This is a genomic window from Streptomyces sp. WM6386 (assembly GCF_000972385.1).
In the GTDB taxonomy this organism is placed as follows: Bacteria; Actinomycetota; Actinomycetes; order Streptomycetales; family Streptomycetaceae; genus Streptomyces.
On sequence record NZ_JXTE01000080.1, the window covers coordinates 18,046 to 33,890 of the forward strand.

Genomic DNA, 15,845 nt, shown 5'->3' on the forward strand with positions numbered 1-15,845 from the left:
CGTTGAACCTTTCGGGCGCGCCCACGCAACCGCGTACAAGCTGGAACTCCCTCTGCCGGCGCCCCGGAGGTCGATTCATGAGCACCCCGCCACTGGCTTCCGGCCCCGAAGGCCCCCGCGCCCTGCGCCCGTTGCTCGACACCGTCCTCGAAGCGTTGCGGGACGGCACGCGCGAGCGCGGGGGACCACTGCCGGCGGGCGGCCCGGAGACAGTCGCAGCGCGAGTACGGGCGGCGGTGGGCGACGTACTCCCCGACGAGGGCGACCCGGAGGCCCTACGGCACCTGGTACGGGCCCTCGCGGAAGGCTCCGCAGACCCGGCGGACCCTTGGTGCGCCGCCCACCTGCACTGCCCACCCCTCGCGGTGGCGGCGGCAGCCGACCTGGCGGCATCAGTCCTCAACCCGTCCCTGGACTCCTGGGACCAGGCGCCAGCGGCGTCGGAACTGGAGGGACTGGTAACGCGGGTACTTGCGAACGAGGTCTACGGGGACCCACCCAGAGGCGCGGGGAACTGCGCGACAAGCCCCCACCGGCCCGCAGCCGACTCTCTGATCACAACGGGCGGCACCGAATCGAACCAACTGGCCCTTCTCCTGGCCCGAGAAGCCCTGGGCGCCGGCACCCACCTGGTCTGCGGAGCCAACAGCCACCACTCCCTACCCCGAGCCGCCTGGCTCCTCGGCCTCCCCGACCCGGTGATCATCCCCGCCTCCGCGGGCACCCTCGACCCGGCAGCACTGGACGCCGCACTCACCGACCTCCATGGCCCCCACCTCGTCGCCGCCACCGCGGGAACCACCGACGCCGGCCTCATCGACCCGCTCCCCGAGATCGCCGCGGTCTGCCAATCCCACGGCGCCCGCCTGCACATCGACGCGGCATACGGTGGGGGACTCCTCTTCAGCGACCGCCACCGCGAGAAGCTCACCGGCATCAGCAGCGCGGCCACCGTCACCCTCGACCTGCACAAACTCGGCTGGCAGCCCGCCGCCGCCGGACTCCTCGCCGTAAAGAACGCCCAAGACCTCACCGCACTCCACCAGCGCGCCGACTACCTCAACGCCGACGACGACACCGAAGCCGGCCTCCCCGACCTCCTCGGCCGCTCCCTGCGCACCACCCGCCGCCCCGATGCCCTCAAGATCGCCGTCACCCTGAAAACCCTCGGGCGCACCGGACTCGGCCGACTCGTCGACCAAGTCTGCGCACGGGCAGGAGAGTTCGCCGAACTCATCCAGGACCACCCGGGGTTCGAGCTCCACGCCCCGCCCACCATCAGCACGGTCCTGTTCCGGCCGGTCCACGCCACCGACGACGACATCGCCGCCGTACGCCGAAAACTCCTCACCGACGGCCGCGCCGTCCTCGGCCGGGCCCGCCTCGACGGCCGGCTCTGGCTCAAGGCCACCCTCCTCAACCCCCACACCCGGCCCGACGACCTGGCCGCACTCCTGAAAGTCGTGGAAGGAACCACCCACAGATGACCCCCACACCGCCCCACCAGCAGCCCGACGCACCCCGCGACCTCGTCGGCATCGGCATCGGCCCCTTCAACCTCTCCCTCGCCGCCCTCGCCCACCCCCTCGCCGAACTCGACACCGTCTTCTACGAACAACGCCCCGCCTTCGACTGGCACCCCGGCCTCCTCATCGACGGCGCCAGAATCCAGGTCCCCTTCCTCGCCGACCTGGTCACCCTCGCCGACCCCGCCAGCCCCTGGACCTTCCTCAACTACCTCAAGAGCCGCGAGAGGCTCTTCCCCTTCTACTTCGCCGAGCGCTTCCACATCCAGCGCGCCGAATACGACGCCTACTGCCGCTGGGTCGCCGAGAACCTCCCCGGACTCCACTTCGGCCACCAGGTCGACGCCGTCCGCTGGAACCCCGAACGCGACCTCTTCGAGGTCGACTTCACCCAGCTCGACACCGACGGAGAAGCCGAAGCCCTCGGCCGGACGTACACGAAGAACATCGTCCTCGGCGTCGGCACCGAGCCCTACGTCCCCGAACCCCTCAAACCCCTCGTCGAGGCCGGCGGCGTGCCCGTCATCCACGCCGCCGACTACCTCGCCCACCGGGACGCCTTCCAGCGCGCCGAACACGTCACCGTCGTCGGCACCGGACAGTCCGGCGCCGAGATCTTCCTCGACCTGCTCCGCACCCGCCCCGCGGGCCGCGAAGGCCTCCACTGGCTCGGCCGCACCGAGGCCTTCGCCCCCATGGAGTACTCCAAGCTCGGCCTGGAACACTTCACCCCCGACTACACCCGCTACTTCCACGCCCTCCCCGAAGCCGAACGCGACCGCCTCGTCACCGCCCAATGGCAGCTCCACAAAGGCATCGACGCCGACACCATCGCCGCCATCCACGACGAGCTCTACCGGCGCACCCTGCACGGCGGCTGGCCCGACACCGTCCTCACCCCCGGCGTCCGCGTCCGCACCGCGGGACGCGTCGCCACCACCAAGGTCGAACTCCACCTCGAACACACCGAGCAGAACACCCGCTCCCGCCTCACCACCGACGCCGTCGTCCTCGCCACCGGCTACCGCGAACGCCCCCTGGACCGCATCCTCGCCGGACTCGACCCCTACCTGCGCCGCGACAGCCGTGAACGCCCCCGCGTCGACGAACAGTTCCGCCTCGTCCTCGACCCCTCCGTCACCGGCACCCTCTACGTCCAGAACGCCGAACGCCACACCCACGGCGTCGGCACCCCCGACCTCGGCCTCGCCGCCTGGCGCAGCGCCACCATCCTCAACTCCCTGACACAGAAGGCCCCTTACCCCCTCCCCACCCGAACGGCCTTCACCACCTTCGGCCTCGACCAACAGCCCCAGGTCCCGGCCGCCCGCCAGGCCCAGACACTCACCCCACTGGTCCAGGGACGCTAGGAGAAGAGCGCGCACGCCAACGGCGCCGACGTGAAAGCCTCGCCGGCGCCGTGGACGCAACTCTGCCGAACCTTGGGAAGGCCGGACCTCCAGAAGGCCGGACCTCTGGAAGGCCGGACCTCTGGAAGGCCGGACCTCTGGAAGGCCGGACCTCTGGAAGGCCGGACCTCTGGAAGACCGGACCTCTGGAAGGCCGGACCTCTGGAAGACCGGACCTCTAGAAGACCGGCGTACCGTTCCGCGTCAGCTTCCAGTCCACCGACGCGAAGTCGGCCGGGTTCAGCACACCCTTCGCCGTCACCCACTCCGCGATCCGCGTACGGATCTCGGTCGACTCCGCCCACAGCTCCTTCGCCGAAGCCACGTGCGGGAACGCACCGCCACCGTTGGCACGGTAGTTGTTCACCGCGAACACGAACTGCTGCGCGTCGTCCAGCGCCGCACCGTTGTAGGTGAGGTTCTTGATCCGCGAACCCGACGCCTGCGCGATGTCGATCTCGTACGACAGCCCCGACACGTAGTCGTAGTTGTAGTCCGGACGGCTCTCCGCGTTCGTCAGCTTCTCCACGTCCACCGCGGCGTCCGCCGCGGTCTGCACGAAGTACTGCGCCGAGTACTCCAGGTACGCCTTGACCTGCGCACCCGTCAGCAACTTCGCGACCAGCGTGTTGTCGTACACGTACAGGCTGGACAGGTCCCGGATCGTCACATTGCCCGCCGGGATCTCCGACGTACGGGAGAACGGCGAGGCCTGCGAGAGGACCGGCAGCGCGGCGTACTCGGTGCTCGCCAGTGCCGCCTTGACCACATCCTCCTGGACCTTCGTGATCAGGTCGATGATCGGAGCGTCCTTGTAGCGTGCCTCGACCGTCGTCAGCGTGTCGGTGGCCGTACCGACGACCTGGTTGACGTACTCCACCACGATGTCGTGGTCGTCCTTCAGCAGCTTCGTGATCTTCGGGTCGTCCGCGACCGTCTTCGAGTCACGCACCGTCGCCTTCACCGACTCGACCGTCCAGCGGCCCTTGGCGAAGACCAGCTCGAAGTCGAACAGGGACAACCGCTGCGCGTACGCCAGCGGCTCCGACAGCACGACCGTCTTGCCGGTCTTCTCGTTGGTGACCAGCAGCTCCGCGATCTCGGTGTGCGCGTGGCCGACCAGGATCGCGTCGATGCCGGGCACCTGCTGGGCCACCAGCGCCGCGGAGTTCTCGATGTACGGCAGCTGGTCACCGTAGGAGGAGGTGCCCGAGGAGCCCGAGTGCGCCGAGACCACGACCACGTCCGCGCCCATCGACCGCAGCTTCGGCACCCACTTCGCGGCCTGCTCCTCCAGGCCCGGGAACACCAGCTTGCCCTCGACGTACGCCTTGTCCCAGATCGCGATGCCCGGGTTGGTCAGACCGAGGACGGCCACCTTGACCGGCGGGAGACCGGGCGGGCAGATCTTCTTGACGAAGTAGGGCGGGAAGGCCGGCTTCAGCGTCTTCGCGTCCAGCGCGTTCGCGCCGAGCAACGGGAAGTGGCACTGGTCCTCGAACTTGCGCAGCGTCTCGATGCCGTAGTTGAACTCGTGGTTGCCCAGCGCCACGGCGTCATAGCCGATGGCGTTCATGGCCGCGGCCATCGGGTGCACCGGACCGCCCGGCGCGGTGATCGGGTCGACCTTCGCGTAGTAGTACGTCAGCGGGGTGCCCTGGATCGTGTCGCCCGCGTCGATGAGCAGCGTGTTGCGGCGGCCCTTCTCCGCACGGACCTGGTTCACCAGGGTCGAGACCCGGGACAGACCCCTCGCGTTGCCCTTGGCGTCCGTGTACTCGGCGTCCTTGAAGTAGTCCCAGTTGAAGATGTTGCCGTGCAGGTCGGTGGTGCCCATCACCGTGAAGGAGTACCGCTTCGCGGGCTTCTGCCCCTTCTTGGCCTCCGCCGCCTCGGCCGCAGGAGCCCCCACGGCACCGGCCAGCGCGACGCCCGCACCGGTCACGGCGGACTTCTCCAGGAACTTCCTGCGGTTCAACGGCATGTCTTGATCTCCTCGGGAAACGGTCAACAACGCGCGTAGATTCTGACCCGCACACGCCGAACCGCAACACCCCCTACAGGTTTCGATCTGATGACCCAACCCGTCACCCGACGGGCCGACAACACGCCAAGAACTGACAGAGTGGGTCGTATGACCACACCAGCTGCGGACGACCCCCAACTCTTCGTGCCCTACGGCACCCCCGACGCCCCCCGCATCGCCGTCCGCGGCGAAGCCCGCCTCGAAGTCGACCCCGAAATCGCCCGCATCGGCGTCAGCGTCGCCGCCCGCGGCAAAGACCGCCGCACCGCCCTCGACGACCTCACCCGCCGCAACGCCACCGTCCTCGACCTCATCAAGACCTACGGCGACGCCGTCGAACGGCTGGAGACAGGCGCCTTCTCCATCACCCCCCAGCTCAAGGAGAAAGGCCGAGGCGAACGCGTCCACGCCTACCACGGCCGCGTCCACGTCACCGCCGAACTCACCGACTTCACCGCACTCGGCGAACTCACCACACGACTCGCCGACCTGGACCTCACCCGCGTCGACGGCCCCTGGTGGGCCCTACGGCCCAACTCCCCGGCCCACCGCCAGGCCCGCCAACAGGCCGTCAAAGAAGCCGTCCAGCGAGCCCGCGAATACGCCGAGGCACTGGGAACCACCCTCGCCGCCCTGGTCGAACTCGCCGACATCGGCGCCGAGAACGCCCAACCCCTCGCCCCCGCCGCCCCCGGCAGCCGCATGCGCTCCATGTCCTACGCCGCGGCCGAGGACACCGCCGCCGCCCCCCTCGACCTCGAACCCCAACGCCAACGCGTCTACGCCCAGGTCAACGCCCGCTTCACCATGGCACCGCCGAAGCTCTGAAGCCGAGGGGAATTCGCACAAGGGAACGCTCATCGGAGCACCCCGGCGCATAATTCAACCCTTGTCAACAACCCGTCACCCAAAGGTTGTTGAGTAGTCACCCCCCACCAAATCCCTACCCACCGGTAAGCCCTAGGGTCAAAACATGCGCCGAGCAAAGATCGTCTGCACCCTGGGCCCCGCCACCGACTCATACGACCAGATCAAGGCACTGGTCGAAGCCGGAATGGACGTAGCCCGCTTCAACCTCAGCCACGGCAGCTACGCCGAGCACGAGGAGCGCTACCACCACGTCCGCAAGGCCTCCGACGAGACCGGCCACAGCGTCGGCATCCTCGCCGACCTTCAAGGCCCGAAGATCCGCCTCGGCCGCTTCACCGAAGGACCCGTACTCCTTGAACGCGGCGACACCTTCACCATTACCGTGGAGGAAGGCGCGCAGGGCGACCAGCAGCAGTGCGGGACGACGTACGCCGGCCTCGCCGAGGACGTCACCACCGGCGAACGCATCCTCGTCGACGACGGCAAAGTCTGCCTCGAAGTCACCGCCGTCGACGGCCCCCGCGTCCACACCACCGTCATCGAAGGCGGCGTGATCTCCGACAACAAGGGACTGAATCTGCCGGGCGTCGCAGTATCCGTGCCGGCCCTGTCGGAGAAGGACGAGGCAGACCTGCGCTGGGCCCTGCGGACAGGCTTCGACGTCATCGCACTGTCCTTCGTCCGATCCGGCCGCGACATCGACGACGTCCACCGCATCATGGACGAAGAAGGCCGCCGCCTCCCGGTCATCGCCAAGGTCGAAAAACCCCAGGCCGTTGAAGCGATCGAGGACATCGTCGCCGCCTTCGACGGCATCATGGTCGCGCGCGGCGACCTCGGCGTGGAGATGCCCCTGGAACAGGTCCCGATCGTCCAGAAACGCGCGATCAAGCTGGCGAAGCGCAACGCCAAGCCGGTCATCGTCGCCACCCAGATGCTCGACTCGATGATCGAGAACTCCCGCCCGACAAGGGCCGAGGCGTCGGATGTCGCGAACGCGGTCATCGACGGCACGGACGCCGTGATGCTGTCCGGCGAGACCAGCGTCGGCAAATACGCCATCGAGACCGTCCGCACCATGGCGAAGATCGTCGAAGCGGCGGAAGAGGACATCCTCGCCAAGGGCCTCCCACCCCTCACCGAACGCAACAAACCCCGCACCCAGGGCGGCGCAGTCGCCCGAGCGGCCGCGGAGATGGGCGACTTCCTCGGCGCCAAGTTCCTCGTCGCCTTCACCCAGTCCGGAGACACCGTCCGCAGGCTCTCGCGCTACCGCTCCCCGATCCCCCTGCTGGCGTTCACCCCGGAGCCGGCGACCCGCTCCCAGCTCAACCTGACATGGGGAGTGGAGACCTTCCTGGGCCCACGGGTGGAATCGACCGACGCGATGGTCGACCAGGTGGACGAGCTGCTCCTGAAGTACGGCCGCTGTCAGAAGGGCGACATCGTCGTGATCACCGCGGGTTCGCCGCCCGGGGTCGCCGGGTCGACGAACCTCGTCCGCGTCCACCACATCGGCGAGGACGACAGCCCGCAGTAGATGGGCTCGCGAGGTCAGTGTTTGGGGCCTACGTGGGTGTCCATGAGGGCGACTGAGGCTTTGCGGGCGATGGAGATGTTGCGGGGGTTCGCTTGTCGCCATTCGACGCCTACGTGGTCGAGGGTGGTGGTGAAGAGGCGGATGATGTCGCTCGACAGGTTGGTGAAGAAGTACCGGGGGTATTCGTAGCGCTTCCGCTCACCTGATACGAGGCGTGTCGCCCAGTTGGTGATTCGGCAACCGTCGGAGTGGATGAGGCCGCGGACGAACTCCCACGGGTACGCGTCGACGATGGCTCGCTGCCAGGGTTCGAGGGCGATGGTGCGCTCGTGCTTCTTGCCCGGGCCGTGCTGAGGGAACAGGTCGGGCCAGTGTCGGGAGTAGCTGGTCACCATCTTGTAGCCCTCCCTCTGCAGGGCGTACACGCCGATACCGGGGCGCACTTGGGTGATGGCCTCGCGGCACTGCTGGATGAGGCCGGGCCATGCGTCGGCGCATGCGATGCGGAGGTAGTAACCGCTGCGTGGGTGGGGGCTGATGCAGCCGTCGCCGAGGTATAGGCCCAGCAGATAGGAGTAAGCGCGTTCATCCGCTGGCGGTCCGGGATCCTCAGGCGCCATCCGAGGCAAGGGCTCAAGGTGTTGCTGCCAGGAACGGATCGCGGCTCGCGAGATGCCCGTTTCTCGGCTGACCGAGTTCAAGTTGCGCCCCTGAGCCACCAAAGCCAGAGCTCGCTTACGTGTGCTGATGTCGTACATGTGGATCATTTTGTGAGAGTGATCGCGACGACACGCAGCAAAAAGCGGATGTTCACGAGAACGGGAACATCCGCTTCTTAGTGGAAGCCTTCGAATCGAAGGAAAAGTGCCCCGGGTGGGATTCGAACCCACGCTGTCGGTGGTTTGAGCACCGTGTCTCTTCCGCTGGACTACCGGGGCTTCCTCTAAAACAAAGGTCAGCGGTTACCCGCTGTGCCCCTACCTTATCGCAGCTAGGTAGGCTCTTGTCAGCAGCACCCCTGCCCTGAACAAGGAGCCCCCGTGACCGCCCCCGAGTCGCCCCAGCCCGTAGACGCGCCCGACGACGACAAGTCGCACGTGCCTCCGCTGACGACCCGTGTCGTCATCGCCGAGGACGAGGCCCTCATCCGGCTCGACCTCAAAGAGATGCTGGAGGAAGAGGGCTACAGCGTCGTCGGCGAGGCCGGTGACGGTGAGCAGGCCATCGAGCTGGCCCGTGAGCACAAGCCGGACCTCGTGATCCTCGATGTGAAGATGCCGAAGATGGACGGCATCTCCGCGGCGGAGAAGATCGCCGAGGAGCGCATCGCCCCCGTCCTCATGCTGACCGCCTTCTCGCAGCGCGACCTCGTGGAGCGTGCCCGCGACGCCGGTGCGATGGCCTACTTGGTGAAGCCGTTCAGCAAGAGCGACGTCGTACCGGCGATCGAGATGGCCGTGTCCCGCTTCACGGAGCTGCGGGAGCTGGAGAACGAGGTCGCCGACCTCACCCTGCGCCTTGAGACCCGCAAGCTGGTCGACCGGGCGAAGTCGATTCTTCAGACCGAGTACGGGCTGACGGAGCCGGCTGCGTTCCGTTGGATCCAGAAGACGTCGATGGACCGGCGTATGTCGATGCAGCAGGTCGCCGAGGCTGTCATCCAGGACGCCGATGAGAAGAAGGCCAACAAGGGCTGACGCCCCGAGTGCCAAAGCGCGAGGCCCGCGTCCCCAGCTGAGGGCGCGGGCCTCGTCGTACAGCAGTCACCAGGACAAGGACTCAGTCCTCGCCGAGGTATGCCTTGCGTACCGACTCGTCGTGCAGCAGGTCTTGGCCGGACCCCGAGAGCACGATCTTGCCGATCTCCATGACGTGGCCGTGGTCGGCCAGCGACAGAGCCGCTTGGGCGTTCTGCTCGACGAGCAGGATCGTCGTGCCCTGGGACTTCAGTTCGGCGATGGTCGCCATGATCTTCTGCATCATGATCGGCGAGAGACCCATGGACGGCTCGTCCAGCATGAGCAGCTTCGGCTGGGACATGAGCGCGCGGCCCATGGCCAGCATCTGCTGCTCGCCACCGGACAGGGTGCCGGCGGCCTGCTTGCGGCGTTCGCCGAGGATGGCGAAGAGGTCGTAGGCGCGCTGGATGTCCTTCTCGATGCCGGGCTTGTCGTTCCGGAGGAAGGCGCCGAGCCGCAGGTTGTCCTCGATCGTCATGCGCGGGAAGATGTGCCGCCCCTCGGGGGAGTGGGCGAGGCCGAGGGAGACGATCTGGTGGGCCGGGGTCTTCTTGAGGGACTTGCCGTCGAACTTGATCTGGCCGCCGACGGGCTTGAGCAGGCCCGAGAGGGTGCGCAGGGTCGTGGTCTTGCCGGCGCCGTTGGTGCCGATGAGAGTGACGACCTCGCCGGCCTCGACCTTGAACGAGATGCCCTTGACGGCCTCGATCTTGCCGTAGGCGACCCGGAGGTCCTCTACTTCGAGCAGTGCGGTCATCGGTCGTTCTCCTTGCCGGGCGCGGCGTCGGTCGTGGTGTCGGCCTGGGCCTCGGCTGCCTCGACCTCCGCGACTTCTTCGTCGCCGGGGGCGTCCTCGAAGGGCTCTCCGAGGTAGGCGGCGATGACGCGCTCGTCGCCCTGGACGGTGGCGCTGTCGCCTTCGAGGAGTTTTTCGCCTTGGACGAGGACGGCCACGCGGTCGCAGAGGTTGAAGATGAACCGCATGTCGTGCTCGATGACGAGGACGGCGATGCCCTTGTCGCGGATGGCGAAGACCAGTTCTTCGGTGGCTCGCGTCTCCTGGGGGTTCATGCCGGCGGTGGGCTCGTCCAGGAGGAGGAGTCCGGGTTCGCTCGCGAGTGCTCGGGCGATTTCCAGCTTGCGCTGTTCGCCGTAGGGCAGGTTGCGTGCGAGGTGTTCGGCCTTGTTGGCGAGGCCGATGAACTCCAGGAGTTCCATGGCGCGTTCGCGGGAGGCCTTTTCGGCGCGGTGGAAGCCGGGGCCGCGCAGGAGTGCGGACCAGAGGCCTTCCTTCGTCCTGGTGTGGCGGCCGACGAGGACGTTTTCCAGGACCGTCATGTTGGCGAACAGGCGGATGTTCTGGAAGGTGCGGGCGACGCCGGCGGCGGTGACCTTGAAGGACTTGGGCGGCAGGACGTTGCCCTTGTAGCGGACCTCTCCCTCGGTAGGGATGTAGAGGCCGGTGAGGCAGTTGAAGAAGGTTGTCTTGCCGGCGCCGTTGGGGCCGATGAGTCCGACGATCTCGCCGCTGTTGACGGTGAGGTCGACGTTGCGTACGGCGGTGAGGCCGCCGAAGCGCATGGTGACGCCGCGGGCGTCGAGGACGGTCGTCCCGAGGGCGGTGGTGGTGTCGGTGGTCATGTGTCAGGCCCCTGTCTTGCCGAGGACTGTGGGCGCTTCGGCCTCTTCGTGGAATTCGAGCTGGCGGCGCCTGTTGGGGATGAGGCCCTCGGGGCGGAAGCGCATGAGGAGGACGAGCGCGAGTCCGAAGGCGAAGAGCTGGTAGTCGCCGAGGAACTGGAGCTTGGCCGGAATGAGGTAGAGGAGTGCGGCGCCGACGAGGGGGCCGGCGATGGTGCCCATGCCGCCGAGGACGACCGCTGCGAGGAGGAAGGCCGAGTTGGGCGGTACGACGTGGGCGAACTGGTACTGCTCGGGGGTCACGGTGTAGGTGACGTGGGCCTGGACGGCGCCGGCGAGGCCGGCGAGGGAGGCGCCGAGGGCGAAGGCGATGAGCTTGACGCGGAAGCCGTTGATGCCCATGGCGAGGGCGGCTGTTTCGTCTTCGCGGATGGCGATCCAGGCGCGGCCGATGCGGGAGTCGCTGCTGCGCTGGAAGACGACCACGACGATCAGCGTGATGAGCAGCATCAGCAGGAAGTAGTTGGCGAATCGCGCGATGGTGAACCCGAGGATGGTGTGTTCGGCGCCGAAGTCGAAGCCGAGGATGTTGAGGTTCGGGATCGAGGAGATGCCGTTGGAGCCGTTGGTGATGTCGGGTCCTGAGGTGCCGTCCATGTTGAGGACGGTGATGCGGAAGATCTCACCGAAGCCGAGGGTGACGATGGCGAGGTAGTCGCCGCGCAGTCGGAGGGTGGGGGCGCCGATGAGGACGCCGAAGACCATGGCGACCGCGGCGCCGAGGATGGCGGAGAGCCAGAACGGCAGGTGGACGTCGAAGGGTGAGGAGGGGGAGCCGGAGACCATGGCCGCGGTGTAGGCGCCGACGCCGAGGAAGGCGACGTATCCGAGGTCGAGGAGGCCGGCGAGGCCGACGACGATGTTGAGGCCGAGGGCGACGGTGGCGAAGATCAGGATGTAGACGCCGATGGTCGCGTACTGGTCGTCGGACTGGGTGAAGGGGAAGAGTGCGGCGGCGATGAACGCGCCGAACATGGTGATGGTGCGGTGCTTGCCGGTGATGGCCGAGACCCGGGCCACGAGCCCGGCCTTGGCGAGGGCGGCGAAGCCGAAGCTGACGGTGATGAGGAAGCCGACGAATTGTTCGTCGTATTCGGTGCCGATGCCGTAGGTGAAGACGATCAGGCCGACGGCCATGGCGGCGACGATGACGAGGATCTCGGCGTAGGCGGGGAGCGTGGGTGCCTTGCTGGGGGTGCCGGAGGCGGTGGCCGCTTTGAAGATGGACCAGTTGTGGCGTGCGGTGTGCCTGAACTGCTCCCAGCCGGTGTCGTCGGGGTCGACGGGGTCGGGCTCCGGCCGGGTGAAGGGCAGGGCGAAGGCGCCGAGGGCCGCGGCGAGGGTGACGATCGCGACGATGTAGCCGCCGGGTTCGAGGTTGACGATGCCGCCGAGCTGGACGGTGATCGCGATGACGGTGTACCAGGCGGTGGCGAAGGTGCCGAGTGCGGCGAGTTTGAGGGCGCTGTCGGCGCCTGCGGGGGTGAGCCAGCGCAGGCCCTTGACGCCGTAGGAGGCGACGCCGAAGAGCGCGGTGAGGGCGCCGCCGATGAGGACGAGGACCTGGAGGCCGCCGGGGTAGCCGTAGTAGGTCAGGTCGCCGGGGAACTCGCTGGTCCAGGTCCAGGCGAGGAAGGTGGAGACGACGGCGAGGGCGCCGCCGGCGGTGGCGAGGGCGCGGCCGACGTTCTCGGGGAGGCCGATGAGGCCCTTGGCGTTGCCGTCCTTGCTGACGGGGGCGCCGGTGCTTTCGGTGGTCTGTGTGGTCATCGGTGTCACGCCCTGTCAGCGACGCGCTCGCCGAGCAGGCCTTGTGGCCTGACGAGGAGTACGAGGATGAGGAGTACGAAGGCCCAGACGTTGGCCCAGGACTGGCCGCCGAGCAGGTCGAAGCCGGGGACGTCGGAGATGTAGGCGGTGGCCATGGTCTCGGCGAGGCCGAGGACGAGGCCGCCGAGCATGGCTCCGTAGATGTTGCCGATGCCGCCGAGGACGGCTGCGGTGAAGGCCTTGAGGCCGAGGATGAAGCCCATGCGGAACTGGACCTGGCCGTACTTGAGGCCGTAGGCGACGGCTCCGACGGCGGCGAAGACGGCGCCGAGGGCGAAGGCGACCACGATGATGCGGTCGGTGTTGATGCCCATGAGCTTCGCGGTGTCGGGGTCCTGGGCGGTGGCCTGCATGCCGCGGCCGGTGCGGGTCTTCATGACGAAGTAGGCGAGGATCGCCATGCTGATGGGGGCGGCGATGAGCAGGAAGACGTCACCGGTCTGGATGGTGACGCTGCCGATCTCGAAGGGGCCGCCGGGGATCTCGGGGAAGTTGATGGATTCCTTGGCCCCGGGGTACCAGGCCCACACCGCCTGCTGGAGGGCGAGGGAGAGGCCGATGGCGGTGATGAGGGGGGCGAGGCGTGGTGCGGTGCGCAGCGGGCGGTAGGCGAACCGTTCCGCTCCTACGGCGACGAGGACTGCGGCGATGACGGCTCCGAGGAGCATCAGTGGCAGTGCGAGCCACATGGTCGTGCCGTCGGGCAGTACGTACAGATAGACCGTGAGGGCGCCGAACCCTCCGATCATGAAGATCTCGCCGTGGGCGAAGTTGATGAGCTGGACGATGCCATAGACCATCGTGTAGCCGATGGCGACCAGCCCGTACATGGATCCCAGTAGCAGGCCGTTGACCAGCTGCTGCGGCAGTTCGTTCACCGCATGTCCTCCGAGACTTCGGATTGGTTTCGACGGATGTGTGGCCGGATGCGAGTCCGCGCGGGGCGCCAGTGGAACAGCGCCCCGCGCGGCTCGTTCAGGTGGTGCTGCGGGTCTCGGTCAGCCGGTGTAGGTGCCGGACTTGACGGCCTTCCAGGCGCCGTTCTCGACGGCGTAGACGGTGAGCTGCTTGTTGGTGGCGTCACCGTACTCGTCGAAGGAGACCTTGCCGGTCACACCGTCGAAGGAGACGTTCTGGACGGCGGCGGTGATCTTCTCGCGGGCGTCGGACGGCAGCTTGCCGTCGTTGTCCTCGACGACCTTCTTGACGGCGAGGATGATCGCCCAGGTGGCGTCGTAGGAGTAGCCGCCGTAGGCCGCGTACTCCTCCTTGTAGTTGGCCGCCTTGTAGTCGGCGACGAACTGCTTGGCGGAGTCGAGCTCCTCGACGGGGGCGCCGACGGAGGTGGCGAGGTCACCGGTGGCGCCGGCGCCGGCCAGTTCGACGAAGGTCGGGTCGAAGATGCCGTCACCGCCGACGAGCGGGATCTTGGCGCCGGACTGCTTGATCTGCTTGCTGAGGGGGCCGGCCTGCGGGTACTCGCCGCCGTAGTAGACGACGTCGGCGCCGGAGTTCTTGACCTTGGTGGCGACCGCGGAGAAGTCCTTGGTGTCCGGGTCGATGTGGTCGGTGCCGACGACCTTGCCGCCGAGCTTCTTGAACTCCGTGGTGAAGGTGGCGGCGAGGCCGGCGCCGTAGGTCTTCTTGTCGTCGATGACGAAGACCTTGGTCTTCTTGGCGTCGTTGTAGACGTACTGCGCGGCGAACGGGCCCTGGATGGCGTCCGTGGTCGCGGTGCGGAAGTACGACTTGTACGTGCGGACCTTCTTGGTCTGCCAGTCGACACCCTGGGTGAGGCCCGGGCCGGTGTTGGCGGGGGAGATCTGGACGAGCTTGGCGTCGTCGAAGACCTTCTGCATGGACTCGGCGACGGAGGAGTTCAGCGGGCCGACGGCGCCCAGGACGGACTTGTCGCTGACGAGCTGGACGGCGTTGGCCTGGCCCGAGGAGGGCTGGGCCTGGTCGTCGAGGGGTTTGATCTCGAACGTGACGCCGTCGACGAGCTTCTGCTTGTTCGCGGTCTTCGCGGCGAGGTCGGCGGAGTTCTTGATGCCCAGGCCGAGGGCGGACAGGTCGCCCGTCAGCGGGGCGTCGACGCCGATGACGACCTTGGTGCCGCCACTACCGGAGTCCGAGCCGCCGTCGTCGTCGCGCGAGCCGCAGGCGGTGAGGGTGAGTGCTCCCGCCGCCAGCGCGGCGGTGATGGTGATGAGCGAACGTTGACGCACGATTCGTCCTTTCACTGGCGCGGCGCTTCCCCCTGGAAGCGGCCGAGTCGTTGCGCGGGGTGCCTGACGTGACAATCCGGTGGCGCGGTGACTGGCCGTGACTCTAGGCGGGTGTGGGGATCGTGGAGGAGGGTCCGGGCCAGGCTGTGACGCTCTTGTTATGACACGTCGTAATGCAGAGCGGTACTGAGTGGGCGGAACAGTGGAATTAGGACTGATTCGCCCGGTCCGCATAGTGAGAACCCGCAGGACCCGACCTGGATGGTTCAGGTGTCTCAGGGGTTTTGGTGATTACCCTGAATTGTTGCTGCAGGCGACTTGTAAGGCCTCTGAGAGCTGCTGCGCATAGCGCTGTCCGAGGATGAAACTGTGGACTTCTATTGCGCGCGTATTACGTAGAGTTACGTCGAGGAAAGGGAGTCCGGCGTTCCACGGCACTTTTCTGCATTGCGTCACGTGCATGGTGACGATGATCTTGCGGCTTGTGCCCGCTGTCGTACGGAATGGGGTCGGCGGGGTCGATTTCACCGACAGACCGGCGTACGGCTGGGAGATCCGCGTCACGGTGACCGGGGGGCCGGCCAGCACGGTCAGCTCCACCCCCAGGCTGAAACTCCGCCTCGGCGCACCCTCGGGCGTCGGCTCCCAGCTCAGATAGTGCACATCGGTGACCTGGGAGGGGTACGGCGGGGGGAGGGCCGCCGGCGGCTGCGGGCGGGTCGCGTAGAGGTAGCCGCCGCCCGCGACGAGAACGGCGCACGCGAGAGCGCCGAGTGCGGCACGCCGGTGCCTGCCGTACAGCTCGGCGAGCCGCCCTCGTGGCCTGCGCAGCACCGACGGGGCGTCGAGAGCCTCCCACGCGTGCGTGCCTTCCCCGGGCTCGACGGGGCCTACGCCACTCACGGGCGGGGCCTTTCGCCCAGGGCGGCCGGCGGGGTCGCACCGACGGGTGGCGGCGGTTTCATGTCGGCGGGGG

General features: G+C 67.7%; 13 protein-coding genes and 1 tRNA gene. 5 read left to right on the forward strand and 9 right to left on the reverse strand.

What is annotated here, in order from left to right:
* Window positions 1-77: 77 nt before the first annotated feature.
* Together TN53_RS34755 and TN53_RS34760 are read left to right on the forward strand one after the other, a co-directional pair.
* The gene (locus TN53_RS34755) at window positions 78-1,487 is read left to right on the forward strand and encodes a pyridoxal phosphate-dependent decarboxylase family protein (RefSeq protein WP_046262783.1); all 1,410 of its coding nucleotides are present in this window, start codon (window positions 78-80) and stop codon (window positions 1,485-1,487) included.
* Window positions 1,484-2,896, forward strand: a complete 1,413-nt coding sequence (locus TN53_RS34760; protein WP_046262784.1) for a lysine N(6)-hydroxylase/L-ornithine N(5)-oxygenase family protein — start codon at window positions 1,484-1,486, stop codon at window positions 2,894-2,896. The genes TN53_RS34755 and TN53_RS34760 overlap by 4 nt, the downstream gene beginning before the upstream one ends.
* 217 nt (window positions 2,897-3,113) lie before the next feature.
* Here TN53_RS34760 and TN53_RS34765 read toward each other — a convergent pair whose 3' ends face one another.
* Complete coding sequence (locus tag TN53_RS34765) at window positions 3,114-4,919, reverse strand: bifunctional metallophosphatase/5'-nucleotidase (RefSeq protein WP_046262785.1); 1,806 nt, start codon at window positions 4,917-4,919, stop codon at window positions 3,114-3,116.
* 150 nt (window positions 4,920-5,069) lie between these two features.
* On the opposite strand from TN53_RS34765, the gene TN53_RS34770 reads away from it, so the two are divergent.
* Both TN53_RS34770 and pyk read left to right on the forward strand, forming a co-directional pair.
* Window positions 5,070-5,789: an SIMPL domain-containing protein gene (locus TN53_RS34770; protein WP_046262786.1), complete on the forward strand. Its 720-nt coding sequence runs from the start codon at window positions 5,070-5,072 to the stop codon at window positions 5,787-5,789.
* A 145-nt stretch (window positions 5,790-5,934) separates the two neighbouring features.
* Complete coding sequence (gene pyk, locus TN53_RS34775) at window positions 5,935-7,371, forward strand: pyruvate kinase (RefSeq protein ID WP_046262787.1); 1,437 nt, start codon at window positions 5,935-5,937, stop codon at window positions 7,369-7,371.
* 14 nt (window positions 7,372-7,385) lie between these two features.
* On the opposite strand, the gene TN53_RS34780 is transcribed toward pyk, so the two are convergent.
* Both TN53_RS34780 and TN53_RS34785 read right to left on the reverse strand, forming a co-directional pair.
* The gene (locus TN53_RS34780; RefSeq protein WP_046262788.1) at window positions 7,386-8,129 is read right to left on the reverse strand and encodes a helix-turn-helix domain-containing protein; all 744 of its coding nucleotides are present in this window, start codon (window positions 8,127-8,129) and stop codon (window positions 7,386-7,388) included.
* Between the two features lie 107 nt (window positions 8,130-8,236).
* A tRNA-Leu gene (locus TN53_RS34785) sits at window positions 8,237-8,309 on the reverse strand.
* 102 nt (window positions 8,310-8,411) lie between these two features.
* On the opposite strand from TN53_RS34785, the gene TN53_RS34790 reads away from it, so the two are divergent.
* Complete coding sequence (locus tag TN53_RS34790; RefSeq protein ID WP_046262789.1) at window positions 8,412-9,068, forward strand: ANTAR domain-containing response regulator; 657 nt, start codon at window positions 8,412-8,414, stop codon at window positions 9,066-9,068.
* 82 nt (window positions 9,069-9,150) lie between these two features.
* Here TN53_RS34790 and TN53_RS34795 read toward each other — a convergent pair whose 3' ends face one another.
* The 6 genes from TN53_RS34795 to TN53_RS34820 form a co-directional block, all read right to left on the reverse strand.
* Window positions 9,151-9,867: an ABC transporter ATP-binding protein gene (locus TN53_RS34795; protein ID WP_046262790.1), complete on the reverse strand. Its 717-nt coding sequence runs from the start codon at window positions 9,865-9,867 to the stop codon at window positions 9,151-9,153.
* Entirely contained in the window at window positions 9,864-10,751 is an 888-nt protein-coding gene (locus tag TN53_RS34800; protein WP_046262791.1) for an ABC transporter ATP-binding protein, read from the reverse strand. The genes TN53_RS34795 and TN53_RS34800 overlap by 4 nt, the downstream gene beginning before the upstream one ends.
* A 3-nt stretch (window positions 10,752-10,754) precedes the next feature.
* The gene (locus TN53_RS34805; protein WP_046262792.1) at window positions 10,755-12,581 is read right to left on the reverse strand and encodes a branched-chain amino acid ABC transporter permease; all 1,827 of its coding nucleotides are present in this window, start codon (window positions 12,579-12,581) and stop codon (window positions 10,755-10,757) included.
* Between the two features lie 5 nt (window positions 12,582-12,586).
* Window positions 12,587-13,519, reverse strand: a complete 933-nt coding sequence (locus TN53_RS34810) for a branched-chain amino acid ABC transporter permease (protein WP_046262793.1) — start codon at window positions 13,517-13,519, stop codon at window positions 12,587-12,589.
* Between the two features lie 120 nt (window positions 13,520-13,639).
* Window positions 13,640-14,869 (reverse strand): branched-chain amino acid ABC transporter substrate-binding protein, encoded by a 1,230-nt coding sequence (locus TN53_RS34815; protein WP_046262794.1) that lies wholly within the window; start codon window positions 14,867-14,869, stop codon window positions 13,640-13,642.
* A gap of 291 nt (window positions 14,870-15,160) precedes the next feature.
* Window positions 15,161-15,772, reverse strand: a complete 612-nt coding sequence (locus tag TN53_RS34820) for a hypothetical protein (protein ID WP_046262795.1) — start codon at window positions 15,770-15,772, stop codon at window positions 15,161-15,163.
* Between the last annotated feature and the right edge of the window lie 73 nt (window positions 15,773-15,845).

Bases quoted from the DNA above. Each gene is read 5' to 3' on its own strand.
- pyk (WP_046262787.1), top strand. From the start codon at position 5,935: ATGCGCCGAGCAAAGATCGTCTGCACCCTGGGCCCCGCCACCGACTCA.
- TN53_RS34770 (WP_046262786.1), top strand. From the start codon at position 5,070: ATGACCACACCAGCTGCGGACGACCCCCAACTCTTCGTGCCCTACGGC.
- TN53_RS34795 (WP_046262790.1), bottom strand. From the start codon at position 9,867: ATGACCGCACTGCTCGAAGTAGAGGACCTCCGGGTCGCCTACGGCAAG.
- TN53_RS34760 (WP_046262784.1), top strand. From the start codon at position 1,484: ATGACCCCCACACCGCCCCACCAGCAGCCCGACGCACCCCGCGACCTC.
- TN53_RS34805 (WP_046262792.1), bottom strand. From the start codon at position 12,581: ATGACCACACAGACCACCGAAAGCACCGGCGCCCCCGTCAGCAAGGAC.
- TN53_RS34765 (WP_046262785.1), bottom strand. From the start codon at position 4,919: ATGCCGTTGAACCGCAGGAAGTTCCTGGAGAAGTCCGCCGTGACCGGT.
- TN53_RS34800 (WP_046262791.1), bottom strand. From the start codon at position 10,751: ATGACCACCGACACCACCACCGCCCTCGGGACGACCGTCCTCGACGCC.
- TN53_RS34755 (WP_046262783.1), top strand. From the start codon at position 78: ATGAGCACCCCGCCACTGGCTTCCGGCCCCGAAGGCCCCCGCGCCCTG.
- TN53_RS34780 (WP_046262788.1), bottom strand. From the start codon at position 8,129: ATGTACGACATCAGCACACGTAAGCGAGCTCTGGCTTTGGTGGCTCAG.